The sequence below is a fragment of the Cyanobium sp. FACHB-13342 genome, from assembly GCF_014697415.1.
Classification (GTDB): Bacteria; Cyanobacteriota; Cyanobacteriia; order PCC-6307; family Cyanobiaceae; genus Cyanobium_A.
This window is the reverse complement of record NZ_JACJRT010000005.1, coordinates 1-21,411: the sequence shown is the minus strand read 5'-3', so window position 1 is coordinate 21,411 and position 21,411 is coordinate 1. Positions and strand designations below refer to the sequence as shown.

At 68.8% G+C, this 21,411-nt stretch carries 23 protein-coding genes; 6 read left to right on the top strand and 17 right to left on the bottom strand.

Annotated elements, in window-relative coordinates; translation table 11 throughout:
* Positions 1-11: 11 nt before the first annotated feature.
* Positions 12-233, bottom strand: a complete 222-nt coding sequence (locus H6G16_RS03120) for a DUF4278 domain-containing protein (protein ID WP_190388871.1) — start codon at positions 231-233, stop codon at positions 12-14.
* A 387-nt stretch (positions 234-620) separates the two neighbouring features.
* On the opposite strand from H6G16_RS03120, the gene H6G16_RS03115 reads away from it, so the two are divergent.
* Together H6G16_RS03115 and gorA are read left to right on the top strand one after the other, a co-directional pair.
* Positions 621-2,063, top strand: coding sequence for an ammonium transporter (locus tag H6G16_RS03115; protein WP_190388870.1), 1,443 nt, complete (start codon positions 621-623; stop codon positions 2,061-2,063).
* Between the two features lie 111 nt (positions 2,064-2,174).
* Positions 2,175-3,542 carry a glutathione-disulfide reductase gene (gene gorA, locus H6G16_RS03110; RefSeq protein WP_190388869.1) on the top strand — a complete coding sequence of 456 codons (1,368 nt, stop codon included), beginning with the start codon at positions 2,175-2,177 and terminating at the stop codon, positions 3,540-3,542.
* Here gorA and H6G16_RS03105 read toward each other — a convergent pair.
* Complete coding sequence (locus H6G16_RS03105) at positions 3,539-6,280, bottom strand: HAD-IC family P-type ATPase (RefSeq protein WP_190388868.1); 2,742 nt, start codon at positions 6,278-6,280, stop codon at positions 3,539-3,541. The genes gorA and H6G16_RS03105 overlap by 4 nt on opposite strands.
* Before the next feature lie 88 nt (positions 6,281-6,368).
* Here H6G16_RS03105 and H6G16_RS03100 point away from each other — a divergent pair, with 88 nt between their 5' ends.
* A complete protein-coding gene (locus H6G16_RS03100; protein ID WP_190388867.1) occupies positions 6,369-8,336 on the top strand; it encodes a cation:proton antiporter in 1,968 nt (655 codons plus the stop codon).
* On the opposite strand, the gene H6G16_RS03095 is transcribed toward H6G16_RS03100, so the two are convergent.
* The 3 genes from H6G16_RS03095 to H6G16_RS03085 form a co-directional block, all read right to left on the bottom strand.
* The gene (locus H6G16_RS03095; protein WP_190388866.1) at positions 8,329-8,832 is read right to left on the bottom strand and encodes a CAAD domain-containing protein; all 504 of its coding nucleotides are present in this window, start codon (positions 8,830-8,832) and stop codon (positions 8,329-8,331) included. The two genes, H6G16_RS03100 and H6G16_RS03095, sit on opposite strands and share 8 nt — an antisense overlap.
* Before the next feature lie 41 nt (positions 8,833-8,873).
* Complete coding sequence (cysK, locus tag H6G16_RS03090; RefSeq protein ID WP_190388865.1) at positions 8,874-9,854, bottom strand: cysteine synthase A; 981 nt, start codon at positions 9,852-9,854, stop codon at positions 8,874-8,876.
* A gap of 76 nt (positions 9,855-9,930) precedes the next feature.
* Positions 9,931-10,608, bottom strand: a complete 678-nt coding sequence (locus tag H6G16_RS03085) for a Coq4 family protein (protein ID WP_190388864.1) — start codon at positions 10,606-10,608, stop codon at positions 9,931-9,933.
* A 78-nt stretch (positions 10,609-10,686) separates the two neighbouring features.
* Here H6G16_RS03085 and H6G16_RS03080 point away from each other — a divergent pair, with 78 nt between their 5' ends.
* Positions 10,687-11,172 carry a cupin domain-containing protein gene (locus H6G16_RS03080; protein WP_190388863.1) on the top strand — a complete coding sequence of 162 codons (486 nt, stop codon included), beginning with the start codon at positions 10,687-10,689 and terminating at the stop codon, positions 11,170-11,172.
* On the opposite strand, the gene H6G16_RS03075 is transcribed toward H6G16_RS03080, so the two are convergent.
* From H6G16_RS03075 to H6G16_RS03025, 11 genes are all read right to left on the bottom strand, one after another.
* A complete protein-coding gene (locus H6G16_RS03075) occupies positions 11,173-11,391 on the bottom strand; it encodes a hypothetical protein (protein WP_190388862.1) in 219 nt (72 codons plus the stop codon).
* A gap of 64 nt (positions 11,392-11,455) precedes the next feature.
* A complete protein-coding gene (locus tag H6G16_RS03070; protein ID WP_242036132.1) occupies positions 11,456-12,598 on the bottom strand; it encodes a HAMP domain-containing sensor histidine kinase in 1,143 nt (380 codons plus the stop codon).
* Positions 12,591-13,283, bottom strand: a complete 693-nt coding sequence (locus H6G16_RS03065) for a response regulator transcription factor (RefSeq protein WP_190388861.1) — start codon at positions 13,281-13,283, stop codon at positions 12,591-12,593. The genes H6G16_RS03070 and H6G16_RS03065 overlap by 8 nt, the downstream gene beginning before the upstream one ends.
* Before the next feature lie 43 nt (positions 13,284-13,326).
* Positions 13,327-14,022, bottom strand: a complete 696-nt coding sequence (locus H6G16_RS03060; RefSeq protein WP_190388860.1) for a response regulator transcription factor — start codon at positions 14,020-14,022, stop codon at positions 13,327-13,329.
* Positions 14,019-14,666 carry a Crp/Fnr family transcriptional regulator gene (locus tag H6G16_RS03055; protein ID WP_190388859.1) on the bottom strand — a complete coding sequence of 216 codons (648 nt, stop codon included), beginning with the start codon at positions 14,664-14,666 and terminating at the stop codon, positions 14,019-14,021. Before H6G16_RS03055 ends, H6G16_RS03060 begins: the two co-directional genes overlap by 4 nt.
* Positions 14,667-14,742: 76 nt before the next feature.
* Entirely contained in the window at positions 14,743-16,500 is a 1,758-nt protein-coding gene (locus H6G16_RS03050; protein ID WP_190388858.1) for a dihydroxyacetone kinase family protein, read from the bottom strand.
* An 8-nt stretch (positions 16,501-16,508) separates the two neighbouring features.
* Positions 16,509-17,237, bottom strand: coding sequence for a hypothetical protein (locus tag H6G16_RS03045; RefSeq protein WP_190388857.1), 729 nt, complete (start codon positions 17,235-17,237; stop codon positions 16,509-16,511).
* Positions 17,197-17,517 (bottom strand): hypothetical protein, encoded by a 321-nt coding sequence (locus tag H6G16_RS03040; RefSeq protein ID WP_190388856.1) that lies wholly within the window; start codon positions 17,515-17,517, stop codon positions 17,197-17,199. Before H6G16_RS03040 ends, H6G16_RS03045 begins: the two co-directional genes overlap by 41 nt.
* A 47-nt stretch (positions 17,518-17,564) precedes the next feature.
* Entirely contained in the window at positions 17,565-17,948 is a 384-nt protein-coding gene (locus H6G16_RS03035; RefSeq protein WP_190388855.1) for a hypothetical protein, read from the bottom strand.
* Positions 17,945-18,427 (bottom strand): MotA/TolQ/ExbB proton channel family protein, encoded by a 483-nt coding sequence (locus H6G16_RS03030; RefSeq protein WP_190388854.1) that lies wholly within the window; start codon positions 18,425-18,427, stop codon positions 17,945-17,947. Before H6G16_RS03030 ends, H6G16_RS03035 begins: the two co-directional genes overlap by 4 nt.
* Positions 18,428-18,551: 124 nt before the next feature.
* Complete coding sequence (locus tag H6G16_RS03025; RefSeq protein WP_190388853.1) at positions 18,552-18,878, bottom strand: metalloregulator ArsR/SmtB family transcription factor; 327 nt, start codon at positions 18,876-18,878, stop codon at positions 18,552-18,554.
* A 68-nt stretch (positions 18,879-18,946) separates the two neighbouring features.
* Here H6G16_RS03025 and H6G16_RS03020 point away from each other — a divergent pair, with 68 nt between their 5' ends.
* Positions 18,947-19,972, top strand: a complete 1,026-nt coding sequence (locus tag H6G16_RS03020) for an ArsJ-associated glyceraldehyde-3-phosphate dehydrogenase (RefSeq protein ID WP_190388852.1) — start codon at positions 18,947-18,949, stop codon at positions 19,970-19,972.
* 9 nt (positions 19,973-19,981) lie between these two features.
* Complete coding sequence (gene arsJ / locus H6G16_RS03015; RefSeq protein ID WP_190388851.1) at positions 19,982-21,235, top strand: organoarsenical effux MFS transporter ArsJ; 1,254 nt, start codon at positions 19,982-19,984, stop codon at positions 21,233-21,235.
* A 9-nt stretch (positions 21,236-21,244) separates the two neighbouring features.
* On the opposite strand, the gene H6G16_RS03010 is transcribed toward arsJ, so the two are convergent.
* Positions 21,245-21,400 (bottom strand): carbohydrate porin, encoded by a 156-nt coding sequence (locus H6G16_RS03010; RefSeq protein ID WP_347238770.1) that lies wholly within the window; start codon positions 21,398-21,400, stop codon positions 21,245-21,247.
* Positions 21,401-21,411 lie beyond the last annotated feature (11 nt).

The window sequence follows — 21,411 nt, the reverse complement described above, 5'->3', positions numbered from 1 at the left end:
GGTAGCAAGCGTTACTGATCGGCCACCTGGCGAGCGGCTTCGGCACTGCGGTGGTGATACACGTGGCCGCGGTAATGGAGCTCAAGGCCGGGATCGACGGGGGCCGGCTCGTGCTTGAGGGCAGCGGCGTAGTGCTGACCGCGATACACATGCTCCACCGGCTCGGCGGAGGGGTGCTCGTGCTGGCTGGCGTCGTAGGCAACGCCGCGATACAGAAGTTTGGTGGTGCCCATGGCAAGGACCTCAGATCACAGGATCGGTGCGTGAAGAGGAGCGTTGCTTCGCCTGAAGGATGGCTACTTCCGATTGGCTACTTCCGATCAGGGATGGAAGGAAAACCGGGCAGGGCCGGATGCCATCCATGATCCAACGGTTTGTCCTGCAGCATTTCTAGCCGGAAGCAACTGTTCGCAGTGAACATTCCGGAGGATTTGTTGCATTCCTTCGCGCCGCGGGGCGGCGGTGTCGGCCCAGCGCCCCTTGAGCAATCCGATGGATCGGGCAGCCAGGCGGCTGTTTGGTAGCAAATCGAACATCTGCTGCCCCGGCGAGCGCCCATCCTGCCCAGCGAAGGGATTACTCCAATCCCCAATTTGAGCAGCCGTCCTTCTGAACTGCCCATGACCATTGCTTCCCCCTCGACCAGGCGCAAGCGCCTCCAGGAGGCGAGTCTGAGCGAAGCCCCCATGATGCTGCTGCGCAGCATCCGCGGCTTCGGCAACAGCCGCTCGCTTGTCTGGCTGGCCTGCGTCCCCCTGGCCCTTTTCGGCCTGGGTGTCTTCAACCTGGCGGCCCACGCCGCCGAGCTCCCCGAGCTCACCCCGGCCTTCCTGGCCAACAACATGTTCCTGTTGATCTGCGCCGCTCTGGTGATCTTCATGAACGCCGGCTTCGCCATGGTGGAAGCCGGAATGTGCCGCCAGAAGAACGCCGTCAACATCCTCGCCAAGAACCTGATTGTCTTCGCCCTGGCGGTGACGGCCTACTGGTTCATTGGCTACAAGATCATGTACAACGCCAGCTGGGTGATCCCGGGCTGGTTCAAGTTCGGCGGCCTGTTCTTTGATCCCACCGTCACCCCCGAGATGGTGACCGATGGAAAACTGGTGCCCAGCGTTGATTTCCTCTTCCAGGCCGCCTTTGCCGGCACCGCCGCCACAATCGTGTCGGGCCTGGTGGCTGAGCGAATCAAGTTCGGCGAGTTCGTGATCTTCTCGCTGGTGCTGGTGGGCGTGCTCTACCCCATCTCCGGCTCCTGGCAGTGGAACGTGGGTGAGGGCTGGCTCAACAAAATGGGCTTCATCGACTTCGCCGGCTCCACCGTGGTGCACTCCTTCGGTGCGTGGGCTGGATTGATCGGAGCCATGCTGCTTGGACCCCGGATCGGCAAGTTTGTGGGCGGTAAGCCCCAGGCCATTCCCGGCCACAACCTGGCCATTGCCACCCTGGGTTGTCTGATCCTCTGGCTCGGCTGGTACGGCTTCAACCCCGGCTCCTGGCTGTCGATGGCCCCCGAGGTGCCCTACATCGCGGTGACCACCACCCTCGGCGCCGCAGGCGGCGGCATTGCGGCCACCCTGGTGAGCCAGTTCACCGGTGGCAAACCCGACCTCACCATGACCATCAACGGCATCCTCGCCGGCCTGGTGGGCGTGACCGCCGGTTGTGACGGCTTCTCGATGCCCGCGGCCTGGGTGGTGGGCTTCATCGCCGGTGTGATCGTGGTGTTCTCCGTGGCCTTTATTGATGGCCTCAAGATCGACGATCCGGTGGGTGCCTTCTCGGTGCACGGCACCTGCGGCATCTGGGCCACCCTGGCGGTGGGTCTGTTCAACACCGACAAGGGTCTGCTGACCGGCCACGGCTTCAGCCAGCTGGGCATTCAGATCGTGGGTGTGGTGGCGTTCGCAGTGTTCGCGATCGTCTCCTCCTGGATCGTCTGGTCGATCATCGGTGCCCTCTTCGGTGGCATCCGCGTCACCGAACAGGAAGAGGTCGAAGGTCTCGACATCGGCGAACACGGCATGGAGGCCTACCCCGACTTCGCCGCCACGGCCAAGTAAGGGTTCTTCCCCTTCGTTCATGGGCCCGCGGCACGCCGCGGGCTTTTTGTTTGGCCCGGGGTCTGGGCTGGTTCCCGCCATAGCGTGTGAGGTCACGGTCCTCCACACCCCATGGCCAGCTCCTACGACCTGATCGTGCTCGGGGCCGGCTCCGGCGGCCTGGCCGCCGCCAAACGGGCCGCCAGCTACGGCGCCCGGGTGGCGATTGTGGAAGGCGATCGGGTGGGCGGCACCTGCGTGATCCGCGGCTGCGTGCCGAAAAAACTGCTGGTGTACGGCTCGGCCTACCAACACCTGCTGGCCGACGCCGCCAGCTACGGATGGAGCACCGGAGCGGTGCGCTGTGACCAGGCCACCTTGCTGGCCAACGTGCGGGCCGAAGTGGATCGGCTCAACGCGCTGCACATCGGCTTTCTGGAGAAAGCGGGGGTGGAGCTGGTGGCCGGCTGGGGGCGATTCCAGGACGCCCACACGGTGGCCGTGGCCTCGACCCCCGGCCAGGAACCGCAACTCCTGCACGGCGAACGGATCCTGATCGCCGTGGGTGGCCGGCCCCAGCGCCCGGAGATCCCCGGGGCCGAGCTGGGCTGGCTCAGCGACGACCTCTTTGAGCTCGAGCGCTTCCCCGAGCGGGTGGTGGTGGTGGGGGCCGGCTTCATCGCCTGCGAGTTCGCCTGCATCCTCAATGGCCTGGGCGTGCAGGTGACCCAACTGGTGCGGGGCGACCACCTGCTGCGCGGCTTCGACCGCGAGGCCAGCGAGGCGGTGCGCGCCGCCATGGAGGCCAGCGGCATCGAGATCCGCCTGGCCCACTCGCCGGCGGCGATCACCGGCCAGTGCGCCCCCGGCGAACTCACCGTGACCACCCAAAGCGGTGAGCAGCTCCCCTGCGGCGGCGTGCTGCTGGCCACCGGCCGCAAACCCTTCCTCCAGGGGCTCAACCTGGAGGCCGCCGGGGTGGCCGTGGAGGACAACCGCATCCCGGTGGATGCCGATCAGCGCACCAACGTGCCGGGCATCTATGCCGTGGGCGATGTGACCGACCGGATCAACCTCACCCCGGTGGCGGTGGATGAGGGCCGCGCCTTCGCCGACACGGTGTATGGCCACAAGCCCCGCCAGGTGGACCACACCCTGGTGGCCAGTGCGGTGTTCAGCCAGCCCGAACTGGCCAGCGTGGGGCTCACCGAGGAACAGGCGATCGCCCGTTGCGGAACCGATGGGATCAAGGTGCACCGGGCCCGCTTCCGGCCGATGAGCCAGGCCCTGCCCGCCCGGGATCCCAAGGTGCTGCTCAAGCTGATCGTGGACAACGCCACCAGCAAGGTGCTCGGCTGTCACATGGTGGGGGACCACGCCGCCGAGATCATCCAGATGGCGGCGATCGCCATCGGCATGGGGGCCACCAAGGCCGACTTCGACCGCACCATGGCCCTGCACCCCTCGGTGGCGGAGGAGTTTGTGACCCTGCCGAACTAGGGGGCCAACCGCCGCTTGCGCAGGTCGTCGGCCAGCATCACCAGCAGGGGAGCCAGCAGCACCAGCGGCCAGAGCTGCCGATCGAAGGGGGCCATGGCAACCAGCCGCGACAGGGGCGGCCAGACCAGGAGCAATGCCGTGAAGACCACTTCCACCGCCACCCCAAACCAGAGCAAGGGGTTGGTGCGCCAGCCCTGCCGCACCAGGGCGACAAACGCCGAGCGCCGCTCGCTGCGGCAGGCCAGCGCCACGCCGATCTGACCGGCCACGATGCAGGTGAACGCCACACTCGAGGCCTGGTGCTGGATGGCCGTGAGCACGGGGCCCGCCTGGCCATGGAGCAGCAGGGGAGCGGCCTGGCGCAGCTCGGCCCAGCTCACACCATGGAGGCGCCAGGTGAACAGGTAGGCCGCCATGGCCACCAGCGCTTCCGCCAAACCCAGCACCAGGTAGGCGCGGAGCATCAGGGGGCGATCCAGCAATGGCGCCGTGCGCCGCCGGGGGGGCTGGTGCATCAGGCCCGCCTCCGGCGCCTCCGCCCCCAGGCCCAGCGCCGGCAGCAGATCCGTGCCGAGGTCCACCGCCAGGATCTGCAGCACCGTCAGGGCCGCGGGGATCTGGAAGGCCACCATGGCCAGGAAGGGGGTCATCTCCGCCACGTTGCTGGCCAGCACGTAGGGCAGAAACTTGCGGATGTTGGCCACCACGCCGCGGCCGTAGCGCACGGCCGTCACGATGGTGGCGAAGTTGTCGTCGAGCAGCACCACATCGGCGGCCTCCCGGGCCACATCGGTGCCCTCCAACCCCATCGCCACGCCCACATCGGCGGCCCGTAGCGCCGGGGCGTCATTCACCCCATCGCCGGTGACCGCCACCACCTCGCCGAGGGAGCGGTAGGCCTGCACCAACCGCAACTTCTGCTCCGGGGCCATGCGGGCAAACACCAGCCGGTTGCGGTACTTGAGCAGCTGGCGCAGCTGCACATCGCTGATCAGGTCGAGGTGGTTGCCCTGGATCACCCGCACCGGATCGGCCTGGGGCGGTCCTTCGCCCCCGGCCGGCAGATCGAGCAAGCCGATCTGCCGGGCGATCGCCTGGGCCGTGAGGCCGTAGTCGCCGGTCACCATGGTGACCTTGATGCCGGCCTGGTGGCACTGGCGGATGGCCTCGGGCACTTCCGGCCGGGGCGGGTCATAGAGACCCAGCAGACCCACCAGGGTGAGCTCCCGTTCCAGCTGGTCAGCCGGAGCGGCGAGCAGGGAGGGATCGAGCGGGCGCCGGGCCACGGCGATGACGCGGTAGCCGCGGGCCGCCAGGTCGTCGTTGGCGGCAACCGCCTCCGCCCGTCCCTCAGCAGCGCAGTGGGCCAGCAGTTCGAGCGGCGCTCCCTTGGTGATCAACTCCAGAGCGCCATCCCGCTCCACCACCACGCTCATGCGGCGGCGATGGGAGTCAAACGGCAGCTCCCGGTGGCGGGGATGGCGCTGTTGCAGGGCGTCGGGGTTCAGGTCTCTGTCCAGAGACGCCATCCACATGGCTGTCTCGGTGGGATCGCCGATGGCCAGCGGGGCCTCACCGCTGCGGTCGAGACGGGCGTTGGAGCAGAGGCAGGCCCCCGCCAACAGCTCCTGTTCCGCCCCGGGCTCCCCTGGTTGCCGCCCGCTGGCGCCCGGCAGCCAGGTGGCCTCCACCGCCATCCGGTTGCAGGTGAGGGTGCCGGTCTTGTCGCTGCAGATCACACTCACCGAGCCCAGGGTTTCCACGGCCGAGAGCCGCCGCACCAGGGCCTTCTGGCTGGCCATCCGCTGCACGTTGATGGCCAAGGCCAGAGTGACGGTGGGCAGCAACCCCTCGGGCACGTTGGCCACGATGATTCCCACCGCGAACACCAGGCTCTCCAGCGGCGCCATCCCCACAAACAGCAGGCTGAGGCTGAAGGTGATCACCCCCATCACCAGGGCGATCACGGTGATGGTGCGCACGATGTGGCCCACCTGCTCCTCCAGGGTGGTCACCCCGCGGGGGGTGGCGGCGGTGAGGTGGGCCACATGGCCAAATTCGGTTTCACCGCCGGTGGCATAGACGATGGCCTCCGCCCGACCGGCGGCCACGGTGGTGCCAGCCAGGGCCAGGTTGGCCCGCTCCCGGGTAGGAATCAGGGCTGCTTGGGCGTTGCGCGGCAGGGGAATCGCCTCGGCATGGCGCGCCACCGCCTGGGACTCCCCGGTGAGCACGGACAGATCCAGGCTCAACTCCACGGCGCGGATCAGGCGGGCATCGGCGGGCACCCGATCCCCCTCCTCCAACAAGATCCGATCGCCCGGCACCAGCACCTCGGCGGAGAGCTGGGTGGGCACGCCATCGCGAAACAGGCGCACCTGGCGGGGCAGGGAGCGCTTGAGTGCCGCCAGGGTGCGTTCGGCCTGGTAGTCCTGCCAGAAGGAAAACACTCCGTTGATCAGCACCACCGCCCAGATCGCCCAGCCGAGCTGGGGGGTGCCGGCGGCAAACGCCAGGCCCCCGGCCACCCAGAGCAGCAGGGCCATGAAATGCACCAGCTGGTCGATGAACCGCAGCACCAGGGGGCGGCGGCGCAGGCTCGGGAGGCGATTGGCGCCGAACCGCTCCAAGCGCCGCTGGGCCTCGCGCTGACTCAGGCCCTGGGGTGTGCTCTGCAGCGCCGCCGGCACCGCCTCGACCGGGAGTGACCAGATCGGCTGGCTGGCCGAAAGCAGCACGGAACCATCAGCGATGCGGACGGGTTCATCATGAACAGCCTGTCCTTACGCTGCCAGCAGGTCCGCGCTCCCAGCCGCACCGTTCGCCATGCCCAGTCTGTTGATCGACCTGGTTGTCATCTTCGGCCTGTCGGTGTTGGCGACGCTGGTGTGCCACCGGCTGCGGCTGCCATCGGCCATCGGCCTGTTGGTGGGCGGGGTGCTGGCGGGGCCCGAGCTGCTTGGCCTGGTGCGCAACGTGCACGAGATCGAACTGCTGGCCGAAATCGGCGTGGTGCTGCTGCTGTTCGTGATCGGGCTGGAGATCTCGATCGCCGACCTGGCACGCCTGCAGCGCTTTTTCTCGGTGGGCGGCAGCGTGCAGTTCTTTGGCACCGCCGCGGTGGTGGGCGGCCTACTGCTGCCCACGGGCCTGAGCGGCCAGCAGGCCCTCTACCTCGGCTTCGTCGCCGCCCTCTCCAGCACGGCGATCGTGCTGCGGATGCTCCAGGAGCGCGCCGAGCTCGACACCCCCCACGGCCGTTCGGTGCTGTCGATCCTGATCTACCAGGACATCGGCGTGGTGCCGGTGATGTTGATGGCCCCCCTGCTGGCGGGCGGAGCAGGGGGATCCGGCGTTGGGGCCGTCGGCCTGCTGCTGGCCAAGGTGGCGCTGGTGGGGGTTTTCGGCTTCTGCGCCTACCGCTGGCTGGTGCCCTTCGTGCTGGAGCGCATCACCCGCACCCGCAGCTCGGAGGCCTTTCTGCTGGGGGTGTTCACGCTCTGTGTGGGCATCGCCGTGCTCACCCAATCGCTGGGGCTGTCCCTGGCCCTGGGCGCCTTCCTGGCGGGCTTCATCCTCTCGGAATCGGATTACTCCCACCAGGCGGTGGCGGTGATGCTGCCGTTCCGCGACGTGCTGATGAGCCTGTTCTTCGTGTCGATCGGGATGCTGCTGAATGTGCGCTTCCTGCTGGCCCATCCCTGGCAGATCGCCCTGCTCACCGCTGGCGTGGTGCTGGTGAAGCCGCTGGTGGGGGCGATTGCCTCCCTGCAGGTGGGCCTTCCCCTGCGCAACGCGGTGCTGGCGGGCATGGCCCTCGGCCAGGTGGGGGAATTTTCCCTCGTGGCCACCAAGGCGGGGGTGGCGGCGGGGCTGCTCAGCCAGGAGATCTTCCAGACCGTGCTGGATGTGGCCGTGCTCAGCATGATCGCCACACCCTTTCTGGTGGGCAGCGGACCAGGCCTGGCGGAATGGCTCAGCCACACACCCCTGCAGCGGCGACTGCAGGGACGGTGGCTGCAGGACGCGCCGCCCTCCAGCGAGGCGTACAACGGCCACATCCTGATCGTGGGCTTCGGGGTGACCGGCCGCAACCTGGCCCACACGGCCCGCCGCACGGAGGTGCCCTATGCGGTGGTGGAGGTGAACGCCGGCATCGTCAAGGAAGCCCGGGCCCAGGGAGAGCCGATCCACTACGGCGATGCCAGCCAGCCGCCGATCCTTGAGCTGGTGCATGCCGATCGGGCCCGCGCCATCGTGGTGGTGATCGACGATCCCGCCGGGGCGCGGCGGGTGGTGGAGCTCTGCCGCCGATTCGCCCCGGATGCCTACATCCTGGTGCGCAGCCGCTACCTGCGGGAGGTGGAGCCCCTGATGGCCCTGGGCGCCGATGAGGTGATCGCCGATGAACTGGAGGTGTCGATCGAGGTGTTCTCCCGGGTGCTGGCCCGGATGCTGGTGCCCCGCGAAGACATCAAGGCCCTGATCGGTGATGTGCGCGGCGACTGGCGCCGCATGACCCGCGGACTGGCGAAGGAGGCCACCGCCGTGCATGACCTACGGGTGGCCGTGCCAAACCTGGTGACCCACAGCCTGCGGTTGGGGGCAGATTCTCCCTTGCTCGGAACCAGCATCGCCACCAGTCGCCTGCGGGAGAACCATGGCGTCACCGTGCTGGCCGTGACCCGCGAGGGTGAAGCCCTCGGCAATCCCCCCGGTGAGCTGGTGCTTCAACAGGGGGATGTGCTGTTCGTGATCGCTCCCACTGAGTGGGAACCGGATCAGGTCAGCTGAGCAGGTTCCTGCGGAGTTGGCGAATGCGCTCCAGCAGCTCGGCACGCTTCTGCTGTTTAAAGGCATTGCGGGCCAGGAAGTTGAGCAGGGCCACCAGGCCCACCAGCTCCAGCAGGCCCCCCAGCAGGGGAATCTCGTTGATGGCCCCGAGGGTGGCGCCGGTGAGCCGCAGGGCGATTCCGGCCAGAACGGCCAGGGCCAGGATGCGGGCGGCGGGCAGCAGGTCAGCGAGGGACTGGAGGCGGGTGGCTCCCAGCTTCTGCAGCAGCTGGTTGAGGAACTGCAGGGGCAGCCCCGGGGGTTCCGCAGCGGCGGTTTGGGCCAGGGGTGCGGCAGCCGCCACCGGGATCTCGGCCTGCAGAGGCTCGGGCTCGGGGGATTCGGGCTGGAGGATGTCCTGCGGAAGGGGTTCGGCGAGCTTGAGCTCAGGGCCGGTCTGCTCAGGCGGGGCCTCTTCCAAGGGAGCGGGAAGGGGCTGGGTGTCGACGTCTGCCAAGTCAGCGAGCAGCACAGACCGGGGTCGTTATAGGGCGGGCTTCAGCGGGCGGCCAGCCCCTTCTCGTCAAACACCCCCTCAAACAACACCGAACTCAGGTAGCGCTCGCCGGAATCGGGCAGCACCACGACGATCGTCTTGCCGGCGTAGGCGTCTTCCCGGGCCAGGCGCAGGGCTGCGGTGGTGGCCGCCCCGCAGGAGATGCCGGCCAGGATGCCCTCCTCCTTCATCAGGCGACGGGCCATGGCCACGGCCTCCTCGTCGGTCACGGTTTCGACCCGATCCACCAGGTCGAGCGCGAGGTTGGTGGGCACAAAACCGGCCCCGATGCCCTGGATCTTGTGGGGCCCCGGCTTGAGCTCTTCGCCCGCCTTGGCCTGGCTGATCACGGGGCTGTTGCTGGGCTCCACCGCCACCGACACCAGCGGCTTACCCAGGGTGCCCTTGATGTAGCGGCTCACGCCCGTGATCGTGCCGCCGGTGCCGACCCCCGCCACCAGCACATCCACCTGGCCGTCGGTGTCGGTCCAGATTTCCGGGCCGGTGGTGTCGTGGTGGATCTGGGGATTGGCCGGGTTGGAAAACTGCTGCAGCAGCACGTAGCGGTCGGGATCGGAAGCCGCCATCTCCTGGGCCGCTCCGATCGCACCAGACATGCCCATGCGGCCCTCGGTGAGCACGAGGTGGGCCCCATAGGCCGTGAGCAACTTGCGCCGCTCCAGGCTCATGGTTTCCGGCATGGTCAGGGTGAGGGGGATGCCCTTGGCCGCCGCCACGAAGGCCAGGGCGATGCCCGTGTTGCCGCTGGTGGGCTCCACCAACTCCTTGCCGGGGCCCAGCAGGCCCTCCTGTTCCGCCCGCCAGATCATGGCGGCCCCAATGCGGCACTTCACCGAAAAGGCGGGGTTGCGGCCCTCCACCTTGGCCAGCACCCGGGCCTGGCATCCCTCGGTCACCCGATTGAGCTGCACCAGGGGGGTCTTGCCGATCGTGAGGCTGTTGTCGGCGTAGATGCTGGTCATCCGAGGGAGTGGGAGAAACGGGATTGGGGGAGACGGGACGGCGCCGGGGGCAGCCTAGGGATGGTGGGTGCTGCGGTCACGCCAGCCCGTAGGACTGGCCATCGGCGGGGTCGCGCAGGCCCAACTGCTCCCGCCAGTCGCTGATGGGGCGCTCCCAACCCTCCTCCCAGCGGGCCGCCACCAGGCATTGGGCCTGATGGCCAATCGCCATGCCATGGGCCACGGCGCGGCTGAGCTCCTCGAAGCGCTCGATCTGAAAGCGGAAACTGGCCAGCTGGCCGGCGGTGGTGAGCAACACGTAGGCCGGGAAGCCAAGCTGGGCGGCGGTGATCGCCAGCACCCCGCTCTCGCCAGCGGGCATGGTGCCGAAGCCACTCACCACATGGTGGATGTCATGGGTGGTGGCCACCCGCTGGGTGAGCCACTGGGCCTCGGTGGTGGTCGGCCGCGGCCGGAAGAACTCGGGGTCGTAGTGGAGGCGGCGAATCAGCTCGGCATAGCCGCGGCCCAGGCTGCCCTCCGGCAGCTGGATCAGGTGATCGATATCGGGCTGCAGGGGGGGATAGCGCTGGTCGAGCATCTCCGCACCGCCGGGCACGGCCCGGAAACGGCGAACCGCATCCCCCATCTGGGGGCTGTCGATCATGTTGTCGACCAGATCCGCCACCGAGCTCAGATCACCGCCGCTGCGGCCGATCGCCGCGAGCAGCTTGAGGTTGTTGGCCGCCCGCAGCAACTCCCCGAACCGTGACATGCAGGTGCCAGCACTGTCCCCAGGATGGCCCGTTTCTGGGAGGCTGGGCAACAGCTCAGTGCAGGATCCTGCAGCGCCATGGACGCCACCGCCCGGACGCTGATCGAGTCCCTCGGACTCAGCCCCCATCCCGAAGGGGGCTGGTATCGGGAACTGCACCGCAGTGCCCATGGGGTGCGGCGGGACATTGACGCGGCCCCGCGCAGTGGCCTCACCGTGATTGCCTTCCTGCTGCCCCGCGGCGAGATCAGCCGCTGGCATCGGGTGGCCGGCGCCGACGAAGTGTGGCTGCATGCCGCCGGTGCCCCCCTGGAGCTGCACCACCAGGATCCGGACACCGGAGTCAGCCAGCAGCTGGGGCTCGGCCCCTTCGATCCGGCGGCTGGTGACCAACTGCCGGTCTGGGTGATTCCTGCCGGCCACTGGCAGGCGGCCCGATCCACGGGGGCGTGGACCCTGGTGCACTGCTGCGTGGGCCCGGGCTTCAGCTTCGAGGACTTCAGCCTGCTGCGGGATCTGCCGCGCCAGGAGTGGCCCGCTGGCCTGGATCCGGAGCTGGCCTGATCAGGCTGGCTCCCACTCGATCTTCACCACATCGAGGGGGCCGCGGCCGCCGCGATTGAGCTCGGTGGCGGCCCGCAGCGCGGCCTCATGGGTGTGAAACAGGAACGCCTCACTGGTGCTGCCCACATCCACCAGCTTTTGCTCCTCACCAGCGAGGGCCAGGAAGGAGCCGTTGCTCAGGCGCTTGAGGGCGTAGCGCTCAGCCTGGGTGCAGTCCATCGGGTGGGATGGATCGATCTCTGGAGCCCAGAAATGCATGGTCCTGGAACCTGTCTGACTAACGCTAGCCAGGCCGGCCAGGCCCGACCACGCCGGGCAGGATGAGCTCCAACAGGGCGCCCCCTCCCGGTTGGTTGCTGGCCTGGATGCGTCCCCCATGGGTGACGGCGATCTGCTGCACGATCGAAAGACCCAGGCCACTGCCCGTGCGCTGGCCACGGGCCCGGGCCGGATCCCCCCGGTAGAACCGCTCAAACAGATGGAGCAGGTCGTCCTCACTCAGACCGGCCCCCTGATCGGCCACACCGATCTGGCACCAGTCCCCCCGGCGGGCGAGGCTGACTGCCACCACCCCGCCATCAGGGCTAAAGCGCAGCGCGTTGTCGAGCAGGTTGAGCAGGGCCCGGTGCAGCCGGGAGCTGTCGCCGCGCAGCTGGATCTGGGCCGGCGCCTGCAGATCGAGGCGGATGCCGCGGGGATCGGCCAGGGGTCGCAGGTTGGCCCACACCTGCTCCACCAATGGGGGCAGGTCCACCAGGGTGGCCCTCTGGCCCAGCCCGGGCAGGGTGTTCTCCAAGCGGGACAGCTCGAGCAGATCGCCGACGAGTTCCTGCAGCCGCAGCAGCTCCCGTTGCAGCCGCTCCACCAGCCGGGCGTTCTGGCTGTTGACCTGGGCGGCCAGGCTGTCGCCCACCAGCAACAAGGCCGTAAGGGGCGTTTTCAGCTCGTGGGCCACATCACTCACCCAGCGCTCCTGCTGTTCGAGTTGGGCATCGAGGGAGCGGCGGCTCTGGAGCTGCACCCCGAGCCAGCCATCGCGGCCGGGCACCACCATCACGTCGAGATCCTGGCCGCCTGAGTGCCATTCCAGCCGCTGGGGCCGGTCCTGACGGCGGGCGATGCGAATGCTGCTGGCCAGCTCAGGGTCGGTGCAGATCTCGGTGAAGGGCTGCCCCACCAGCAGCCGGCCCGCATCCAGCTGGAGGATCCGTTCGGCCCGGGGGTTGATGTGGCCGATGCTGCCGCTGCGATCCAGCAGGATCCAGCCGGTGGCGGAGGAATCCATCCAGCTCAGCAGTTGGCGGGCCCGGGGCAACCCGCGCGACAACCCACCCCGCCGGCGCCAGAGGCCCAGCAGCAGGCCGAACCCCAGCCCGAGGCCGGCCCCCAGGGCCAGCGCCACCAACAACTCCAGGGACCTAGCCAAACCGATAGCCGAAACCGCGCACGGTGATCAGGTGCACCGGAGCGGAGGGGTTCTCCTCCAGCTTTTCGCGCAGCCAGCGGATGTGCACATCCACGGTCTTGCTGTCGCCGATGTAGTCGATGCCCCAGAGCTGTTCGAGCAGCTGGTCGCGGCTCCAGACCCGTCTTGGGTGCTGCATGAACAGCTCCAGCAGGCGGTACTCCTTCGGGGAGAGGTTCACCTCCAGACCATCGCGGGTCACCCGGCACTCCTCCTGATAGAGGCAGAGATTGGCGTGCTCCAGCACCCGTGCCCGGCTCACCGGGCTGGCCGAGCGGCGCAGCAGGGCCCGGCAACGGGCCACCAGCTCCCGCATGCCGAAGGGCTTCACCAGATAGTCGTCCGCCCCCACCTCCAGGCCCAGCACCCGGTCGGTTTCGGTGTCGCGGGCACTCACCACCAGGATCGGGGTCTGGTTGCTGTGCTGGCGCAGCTGGCGGCAGACATCCAGCCCCCCCATGCCCGGCAACATCAAATCCAGCACCACCAGCGCAAACCCCTGGCCCTCCGGCGCCCGCTGCAGCATCTGCAGGGCATCGCGGCCATTGCCACAGGCCTGCACGGCGAAGCCTTCCAGCTCCAGGGCCTCGCGAATGGTTTCGCGGATCGTTTCGTCGTCTTCGACGACGAGCAAGGACGGCTGCATGTCGCCATTCTCTCCGGCCACCTCCACCCCCCAGAACGCGGCTTCAACCACAGCGGTACCCCTGGCCGCGCACGGTGGTGAGCAAAACCGGGCAGGCGGGATCCTGCTCCAGCTTCAGCCGCAGCCAGCGGATGTGCACATCCACCGTTTTGGGATCCAGTTCAATCGCCTCGCTTTCGCCCCACACGCGCGCCAGCAGCTGCTCCCGGCTCCAGATCCGGCGGGGATGCTCCAGAAAAAAACGCAGCAGTCGGAACTCCCGGGGTGAGAGGGTCACCTCGGAGCCGTCCCGGCAGACCCGGTGTTCCTCCACCAGCATGGCCACCGGTCCGCAGCGCAACACCGTGGTGGGTTCCAGCCCGAGCTGGTGACGGCGCACCAGGGCCCGGCAACGGGCCAGACACTCCGCCAGCCCAAAGGGAAAAGGGAGCACGTCGTCAGCTCCCGCCTCCAGGCCCCCAATCCGATCGGCCTCCGCGCCGCTGGCCGCCAACATCAGCACCGGCAAGGGCAGGAGAGCCCTGCGCACCTGACGGCACAGCCCAGCGGCCCCCTCCCCCAGGCTGCCATCGACAACCAGCAGGTCCCAAGCGAAGGGATCGGCCAGCCCCTCGGCCGCTTGCGCGGCATCGGCGCAGACGTGCACCACAAAACCCTCAGCGCAGAAGGCCTGCTGGAGCTGGGAGCCGGTGGATGAATCGGGGTGAACCAGCAACAGCCGAATCGGCGGCTGGCTCATCGATGCGGGCTGCGCTGGTGGGGGAGATGGCTCACCACAAGACGCCGCTGGGAGTCGATCTGGAGCCAGCCCTCATCCCGCAGGGCCCCGAGGATGCGGGTCACGGTGACCCGGGTGGTGCTCAGGGTGCTGGCCAGCTCCTGGTGGGTGAGCTTGATCTGCAGACGCAGGCCCTGCTCGCAGGGCTGGCCATAGTCGTTGGCGAGCAGCTCCAGGAAGCCACGCACCCGATCTTCGATCCGGCGCAGGCCGAGCAGGGCCAACAGGGCCTCACTCTGGCGGTAGCGGGCCCCCATGCCCTGGAGCAACCCCATGGCCAGATGGGGGGAGCGCTGGATCTCCTCGCAGCTGATGCAGAGCAGGTCGGTGTCCACCAGGGTGGTGGCCGCATAGGCCTCCACGTTGGTGAGGGGGTCGCCGAAGGGTTCGTTGGGGCCGGCCAGGCCCAGCAGCAGCTCATCACCCTGGATGGAGATGGCGGTGAGCTTCACCATCCCCCGCACCACCAACCAGACATTGCGCTTCAGCAGGGGCACCTGGCTCCCGGCCGCGAGGTGCACCAGGCTGCGCTTCTCGTAGCTGGTCTCGAGCAGGTCACGGAAGCTGTCGCTGCGACCCGGTTGGAGGGAAGGCGTGAACACCATCGCGGAGCAGGCCAGGAGCTGCTGAAACGCTATGGAGGGCTCCGCGCCTGCAGGCAAAGGGCCGGTAGTGCGTGGTTTAAGGGTCGGTTAGGGCTGGATCCCTTGGCTTGGTGGCGGCCATCAGGCTGTAGGCCAGAGACATCGCCCCCGGATCCGGATGCCCCAGGCTGCGCTCGCCATGGGGTCGGGCACGGCCGAGCCGGGGCAGCAGTTCGGCGGTGGCCAGGGCCGCTCCATAACTGGCGGCGGCGGCCTGGTGCAGGGCCTGCTCCAGGCTCTCGCCCTCCTGCAGGGCGGCCTGAAGCCGATCGCTGAAGGGCTGGAGGGCATCCACCATCGTCTTGTCGCCGGGAACGGCCTGGCCCAGGGCCATCACGGCCTGCAGGGCGGCGGCCACGGCGGCGGCGATGCTGTCGCCATCGATGCTGTCCGCGCTGGCGAGCTGTTGGCCGGCCGCCATCAGGGCCCCTCCCCATAGGGCCCCGGAGGTTCCACCCCCCTGATCCGACCAGGCCTCCCCCGCTTCGATCAACATCGCGGCGGTGCTGCCGCCTGTGGCCAGGGTGTTTGTGGCACCGGCTAGGGCCCCCTGAATGCCACGCACCATGCCCAGGCCGTGGTCGCCATCTCCGGCCACCGCATCCAGCCCCCCGAGTTCCTCCTGCCGCTGGATCAGTTCCCGTTCCACGGCGCGCATCCGCTCCAGCAGGTCGTGCTGTTCGGCGGTGCCGGAGCCCACTGCGGCAGGCCGGGGGGTGGCGGCTGGTGCCCCTGGCACGAGCCGCTCCGGGGCTGGGGCCGCACCAGCAGGGGCATCTGGGTGCCGCTCGAACACCCCGCGCCGGTAGGCCGGGCTGTCCGCCGCCGCCATCCAGAGGGGTTCCAGCTCCCCATCCAGCCAGCACAGGCTGAGGGACACCCCGGCCATGTCGAGGCTGGTGACCAGCTCACCGCACTCGCAGTCGGCGATCACCACCCCCGCCGCGTCCAGCTTTGCGGCCACGGCACCGAACAGGGCAAACAGCTCCTCGTATTTGAACGTGCCCAGCCCATTGAGCAGCACCACCACCCGTTGCTGGGCCGGGGGTACCTCGGCGGGCCGCTCGGCCAACAGCCGATCCACCAGGAGCGCCGCCAGCTCCGGGGCGGGCACGATCGGCCCCTCGCTCAGCCCCGGCTCGCCATGGAGCCCCATGCCGATGGCCATGCGCTGGGGGGGCACCGTAAACAGCGGCTCGCTGGCGCCCGGCAGGGTGCAGCCGCTGAAGGCCACCCCCAGGGAGCGGGTGCGGCCATTGGCCTTCCGGGCCAAGCGCTCCACCGCGTCGAGGTCGAGGCCGGCCTCGGCCGCAGCCCCGGCAATCTTGTAAACCACCAGGCCGCCGGCGATACCCCGCCGCAGCTCGGGCTGATCCGCGGGGCCGCTGGCAATGTCGTCGGTGACGGCGACGATGCGCACGTCGATGCCCTGACGCCGCAGCCGTTCCGCCCCCAGGCTGAAATGGAGCATGTCGCCGGCGTAGTTGCCGAAGGCCAGCAGCAGGCCGCCCCCCCGCTCCACGGCGCTTCCCACCCGGTACACCTGGCCCGCTGAGGGGGAGGCAAAGATGTTGCCGCACACGGCCCCGGCGGCCAGACCCCGGCCCACCAGGCCCGCAAAGGCGGGGTAGTGGCCCGAACCGCCGCCCGTCACCACGCCCACCTGGCCTGCGGGGATGGGCGCCAACCGCACCACGCCGCCATCGACACGGCGCACATGGCGGGGATGGGCCTGCACAAAGCCGTCGATGGCCTGGCTGGCGAAGTCGGCCGGATCGGTGGGGAGGTGGGTCATGGCCCAGGTTATGCAGCGTCCGTTGGCAAGGCCACAGGACCCCGCAGGATCCAGAGACGGCTGCCCTGCTGCCAGAGCAGCCAGAGTTCATTGCCGCTGCGCAGGGAGCGGCCATGCAGCTCCGCCAGGGATAGGGACGCCGCCGCCGTGACGGGAACCTGACGCACCGAGATGCCCGGCGGCACGGCGCCCAGGTTTGGCGGCCAGGCCTGCTCCACTCCCCCCGTCCAAAGCGCTTCCAGGGCCCGCGTCTGGGCCGGGAGCAGCCACCACTGGCGCCGTTGCACCGCCACCAGGGCCTGGCTTGGGGGATCCTGGGGCCATTCGCCTCGGGCCACCTGGCGAACCAACGTGAAGGCCGCCCCCGGCTGAGCCGGCAGCCCATCGGCCTGGCTGGGTGCACGAGTGCCCTGGCGCAGCGGCCCGGGACGCCTGGCCTCGGGCTCTGTGGGCAGGGTGGAAGGCGGCGGCGGCGGCAGGGCCGACAGGCCCTGCAGGGGAATCACTGGAAGCGCCGCGGCAGCAGCTGGCTGGCTGGGCAGGCGGCTCCAGCGCAACAGAGTGGGGGTGTCGTCGGGGGCGGCGAGGCGGCGGGAGCGACGGGCTTCAGGCGCTGGGGGCACCAACGCCAGCAGCACCCATGCCTGGCAGAGGCCAGCAGCGATCAGGGCCGGGACCCAACGGCGCAGCGCCGGGTCAGCCAGCAGGCGGGGGAGAGGCAGGAAGCTGAAGTTCAAGGGGCAGGGGCAGGGAGTCGAGTTGGCTGAGCAGGCGGCGCACGTCTCCCCAGGGGGTGTCGGGATCGGGCACGATCCGCAGGCGCACCAGCCGTCGCCGCACCGACGGCGTAGCCAGCAGGCGCACGAGCTCGGCCGACGCCACCGGCTGATTCCACAGCCTCAGGCGCCCATCGGCGGCCAGATGGACACTGACCACGCCCTGGGCCATGGGCTGCTGCTGCAGGCGCTGGGGCAGCAGCAGCACGGCCAAACCCACACCACAGAGGGCCGTGGCCAACAGGCCATGGCCCAGCGCCAGGATCCCTGGATTGGAGAGCCCTGGCCTCAACCGGCCACCCCCCGAGGCTCGAGCACCACCGGCAGCTGGGAGTGGTGCCGCAGCCAGGCCAAGGAGGCCGCCACCTCCCCGCTGGTCAAGGTGGCTGAGGGCAGAAACCGCAGCACAGCCACCCCTTTGGGGCGGGCGCGCAGGCTGCGCCCCAAACCGGCCTGGGCGATCGGGGTTCCGTTGAGCAACCACGCCCCCCGGGCCGTGCGGGCCACCGCCCAGCCAGCCCCTGCAGCTGCACTGGGCTCGGCGCGGACTTGGGGGGCCGGCTGGAGCAGGAGGGCAGGCAGGGCCGCCACCGCCAGCAGCAGCACCAAGCTGGTGGCGGTGAAGGGCACCAGCAGCAGCAAGGGGCCGGTGCCAGCCGGCTGGGCCGTCACGACGGCAGGGCCGCACAGCGGCGCAGCTGCCAGCGCCGCAGGCCCTGGTTGAGCAGCAACAGGGCCATCGCCACCACGGTGAGTTGGAGGCCCAACAGGGTGGGCAGCAGCACGTCGCCGTAAGCAGCCAGGGGAGCGGTGGGGGGCAGCAGCAGCTGGGGGCCGAGTTGCTTCAGCACCGCCATCAGGCCCGCCGTGGTGCCCACCAAGCCGAGCAGGGGCGCCAGCACCACCGCAGCCTGCAGCACGGCTTCACCCCCGGCCATCTGCTCCTCCCCATCCTCGAGCAGCTGACGCCGCTCCTCTGGCGATGGCGCTGCGGCTAGGGCCCCGCAGAGCTCCCGCCAGGGCCGGCGCCCTCGCCGCCACCAGCGCCACCAGAAGGCCAGCCGATCAAACCCAACAGTGAACACGGCCACCGACAGCAGCAGCAACGGCAGGGCAACGGGGCCGCAAGCTCGCCACAACGCACCCGACATGACCCCGTTTCCGTCGGCACAGAAGGATGGAGCGTATGGGTCGCCCCCCGCAGGTGGCGGTATCGGCCCCACTTGACAGGAGCTGGGCTGGAGCAGTGGGCATGCCGCCTGCTCCAATCCCTGTTTAGTTACACCCCCTGGCGGGCTGATCACAACGATCTGCCAGCCCCGCCAGCCAGTGCTGCAGATCCTGCAAGGCCTCGGAGCGCAGCCGGTAATAGATCCAGCGGCCCTGCTCGCGGGCCACGACCAGGCCGGCCTCCCGCAACACTTTGAGGTGGAAGGACAACTTCGACTGGGCCAGGCCGAGCTCGCCGGTGAGATCGCAGACGCAGCGTTCCCCGCCCCCCAGCGCCTCAATCACCTGGAGACGCAGGGGATCCGCCATGGCCCGCAGCAGCTGGCGGGCCTGGTGCGCCTGGAGAGGGGACTTGTGTTCCAGAACACCCATACAGCAAGTTTAGTTGATGAATCAAGTCTCGTTGATCTAATTTCAGCCCAGTGTCCCGGTTGGCCCCCTTGAAAATTGGCATCAACGGCTTCGGCCGCATCGGCCGCCTGGTGTTCCGGGCCCTCTGGGGCCGGCCGGGCATTGAGCTGGTGCATGTCAACGACAGCGGCGGCGACGCCGCCACCGCCGCCCACCTACTGGCCTTTGATTCGGTGCACGGTCGCTGGCAGCAGGCGGTGCAGGCCAACACACGAGGGTTCTTTGTGGGTGGCCAGGCGGTGAGTTTCACCCGGGAAAAGGTTCCCACCGCCGTGCCCTGGCGCGAGGCCGGGGTGGAGATGGTGCTCGAGTGCACCGGCGCGTTCAAGACGCCCGACACCCTGGAGCCCTATTTCGACCAGGTGGGCCTCAAGCGGGTGGTGGTGGCCTGCCCGGTGAAGGGGCCCATCGCTAGTGCCGAGGCTCTGAACGTGGTGTTCGGCATCAACCACCACCTGTACAACCCGGAGGAACACCGGCTGATCACCGCCGCCTCCTGCACCACCAACTGCCTGGCGCCGGTGGTGAAGGTGGTGCACGAAAGCTTCGGCATCCGCCACGGCTCGATCACCACCCTGCACGATGTGACCAACACCCAGCGGGTGGTGGATGGCTTCAAGAGCGACCTGCGGCGCTCCCGCTCCTGCCTGCAGAGCCTGATCCCCACCACCACCGGATCGGCCAAGGCGATCGGCCTGATCTTCCCGGAGCTGCAGGGCAAGCTCAACGGCCACGCCGTGCGGGTGCCCCTGCTCAACGCCTCCCTCACCGACGCGGTGTTTGAGCTGGCACGGCCCACCACCGCCGAGGAGGTGAACAGCGCCTTCGAGGCCGCCGCCAACGGACCGCTGGCCGGCATCCTCGGCTACGAAACCCGGCCCCTGGTGTCGGTCGACTACGTGAACGACGATCGCAGCGCCATCGTCGATGCCCTCTCAACGATGGTGGTGAACGGCACCCAGCTCAAGGTGTACGCCTGGTACGACAACGAGTGGGGCTACAGCTCCCGCATGGCCGATCTGGTGAGCCATGTGGCTCTGCTCGACGAGCGCTGAGGTCGGCCCATGGCACGCCCCCTTTCCGCCCTGCAGCAATACGGGATCGTGACGGCCAACTACTGGGCCTTCACCCTCACCGACGGCGCCCTGCGCATGCTCGTGGTGTTCCACTTCCACGAACTGGGCTACAGCACCCTCGAGATCGCGTTTCTGTTTCTCTTTTACGAAGTCTTCGGCATCATCACCAACCTCTATGGGGGCTGGCTGGGGGCCCGCTTCGGGCTGCGCCTCACCCTCTGGAGCGGCACCTTGATGCAGGTGGCGGCCCTGTTGATGCTGATCCCCGTGGCCGACAGCTGGCCCAAGTGGTGGAGCGTGGCCTATGTGATGGTGGCCCAGGCGATCAGCGGCATCGCCAAGGATCTCAACAAGATGAGCGCCAAGAGCGCCATCAAAACCGTGGTGCCGGACACCCCCAACGACCAGGCGCAGGGGCAGCAGCAGCTGTTCCGCTGGGTGGCCATCCTCACCGGTTCGAAAAATGCCCTCAAGGGGGTGGGGTTTTTCCTGGGGGGGCTGCTGCTCACCACGATCGGCTTCAACGCCGCGGTGGGGGCGATGGCGGCCGGCCTGTCTGTGGCCTTTCTGCTCACCCTGGTGTTGCCGGCGGACATCGGCCGCATGAAGCAGAAACCAGGCTTCAGCGCCCTGTTCTCCAAATCCCAAGGCATCAACGTGCTGTCGCTGGCGCGGTTTTTCCTGTTCGGAGCCCGGGATGTGTGGTTTGTGGTGGCCCTGCCGGTGTTTCTGCAGACGACCCTCGGCTGGCGCTTCTGGGAGGTGGGCGGCTTTATGGGCCTGTGGGTGATCGGCTACGGCGTCGTGCAGGGTTCAGCTCCGGCCCTGCGACGCAGCTGGGGCCAAAGCGGCCCCCCTGGCCCGGCTGCCGTGGAGTTTTGGAGCGCGGTGCTCACCGCCATTCCCGCCCTGATCGCCATTGCCCTGTGGCGCCAGGTGGGCCAACCAGGCGTGGCTGTAGTGGCGGGACTGGCCGCCTTCGGGGTGGTGTTCGCCATGAATTCGTCGATCCACAGCTACATGGTGCTGGCCTACACCGATGCGGAAGCCGTGAGCCTCAACGTGGGCTTCTATTACATGGCCAATGCCGCCGGCCGACTGCTGGGCACCGTGCTGTCCGGTGCCCTGTTTCTGGTGGGAGGCCTCCAGGCGTGTCTGTGGGTCTCCAGTGGCTTGGTGGCCGCCGCCTGGCTGGTGAGCAGCCGACTGCCGGCTGTGCCCAGGCCGGAATGTCCGGCCTAGGAGCCGCGCTCAGAAGCGGAACTGGGTCTGGATGACGCCGCCCCAGAGGTCTTTGTCGTTGACCTGGTTGGAGCTGTTGGTGATGTAGAAGAGGCCCGGGGTGATCGAGATGTTGTCCGTCACCTGGAACTTGTAGAAGAGCTCCAGCGAGAGGGGATCGTCGATGCCAGCACCGG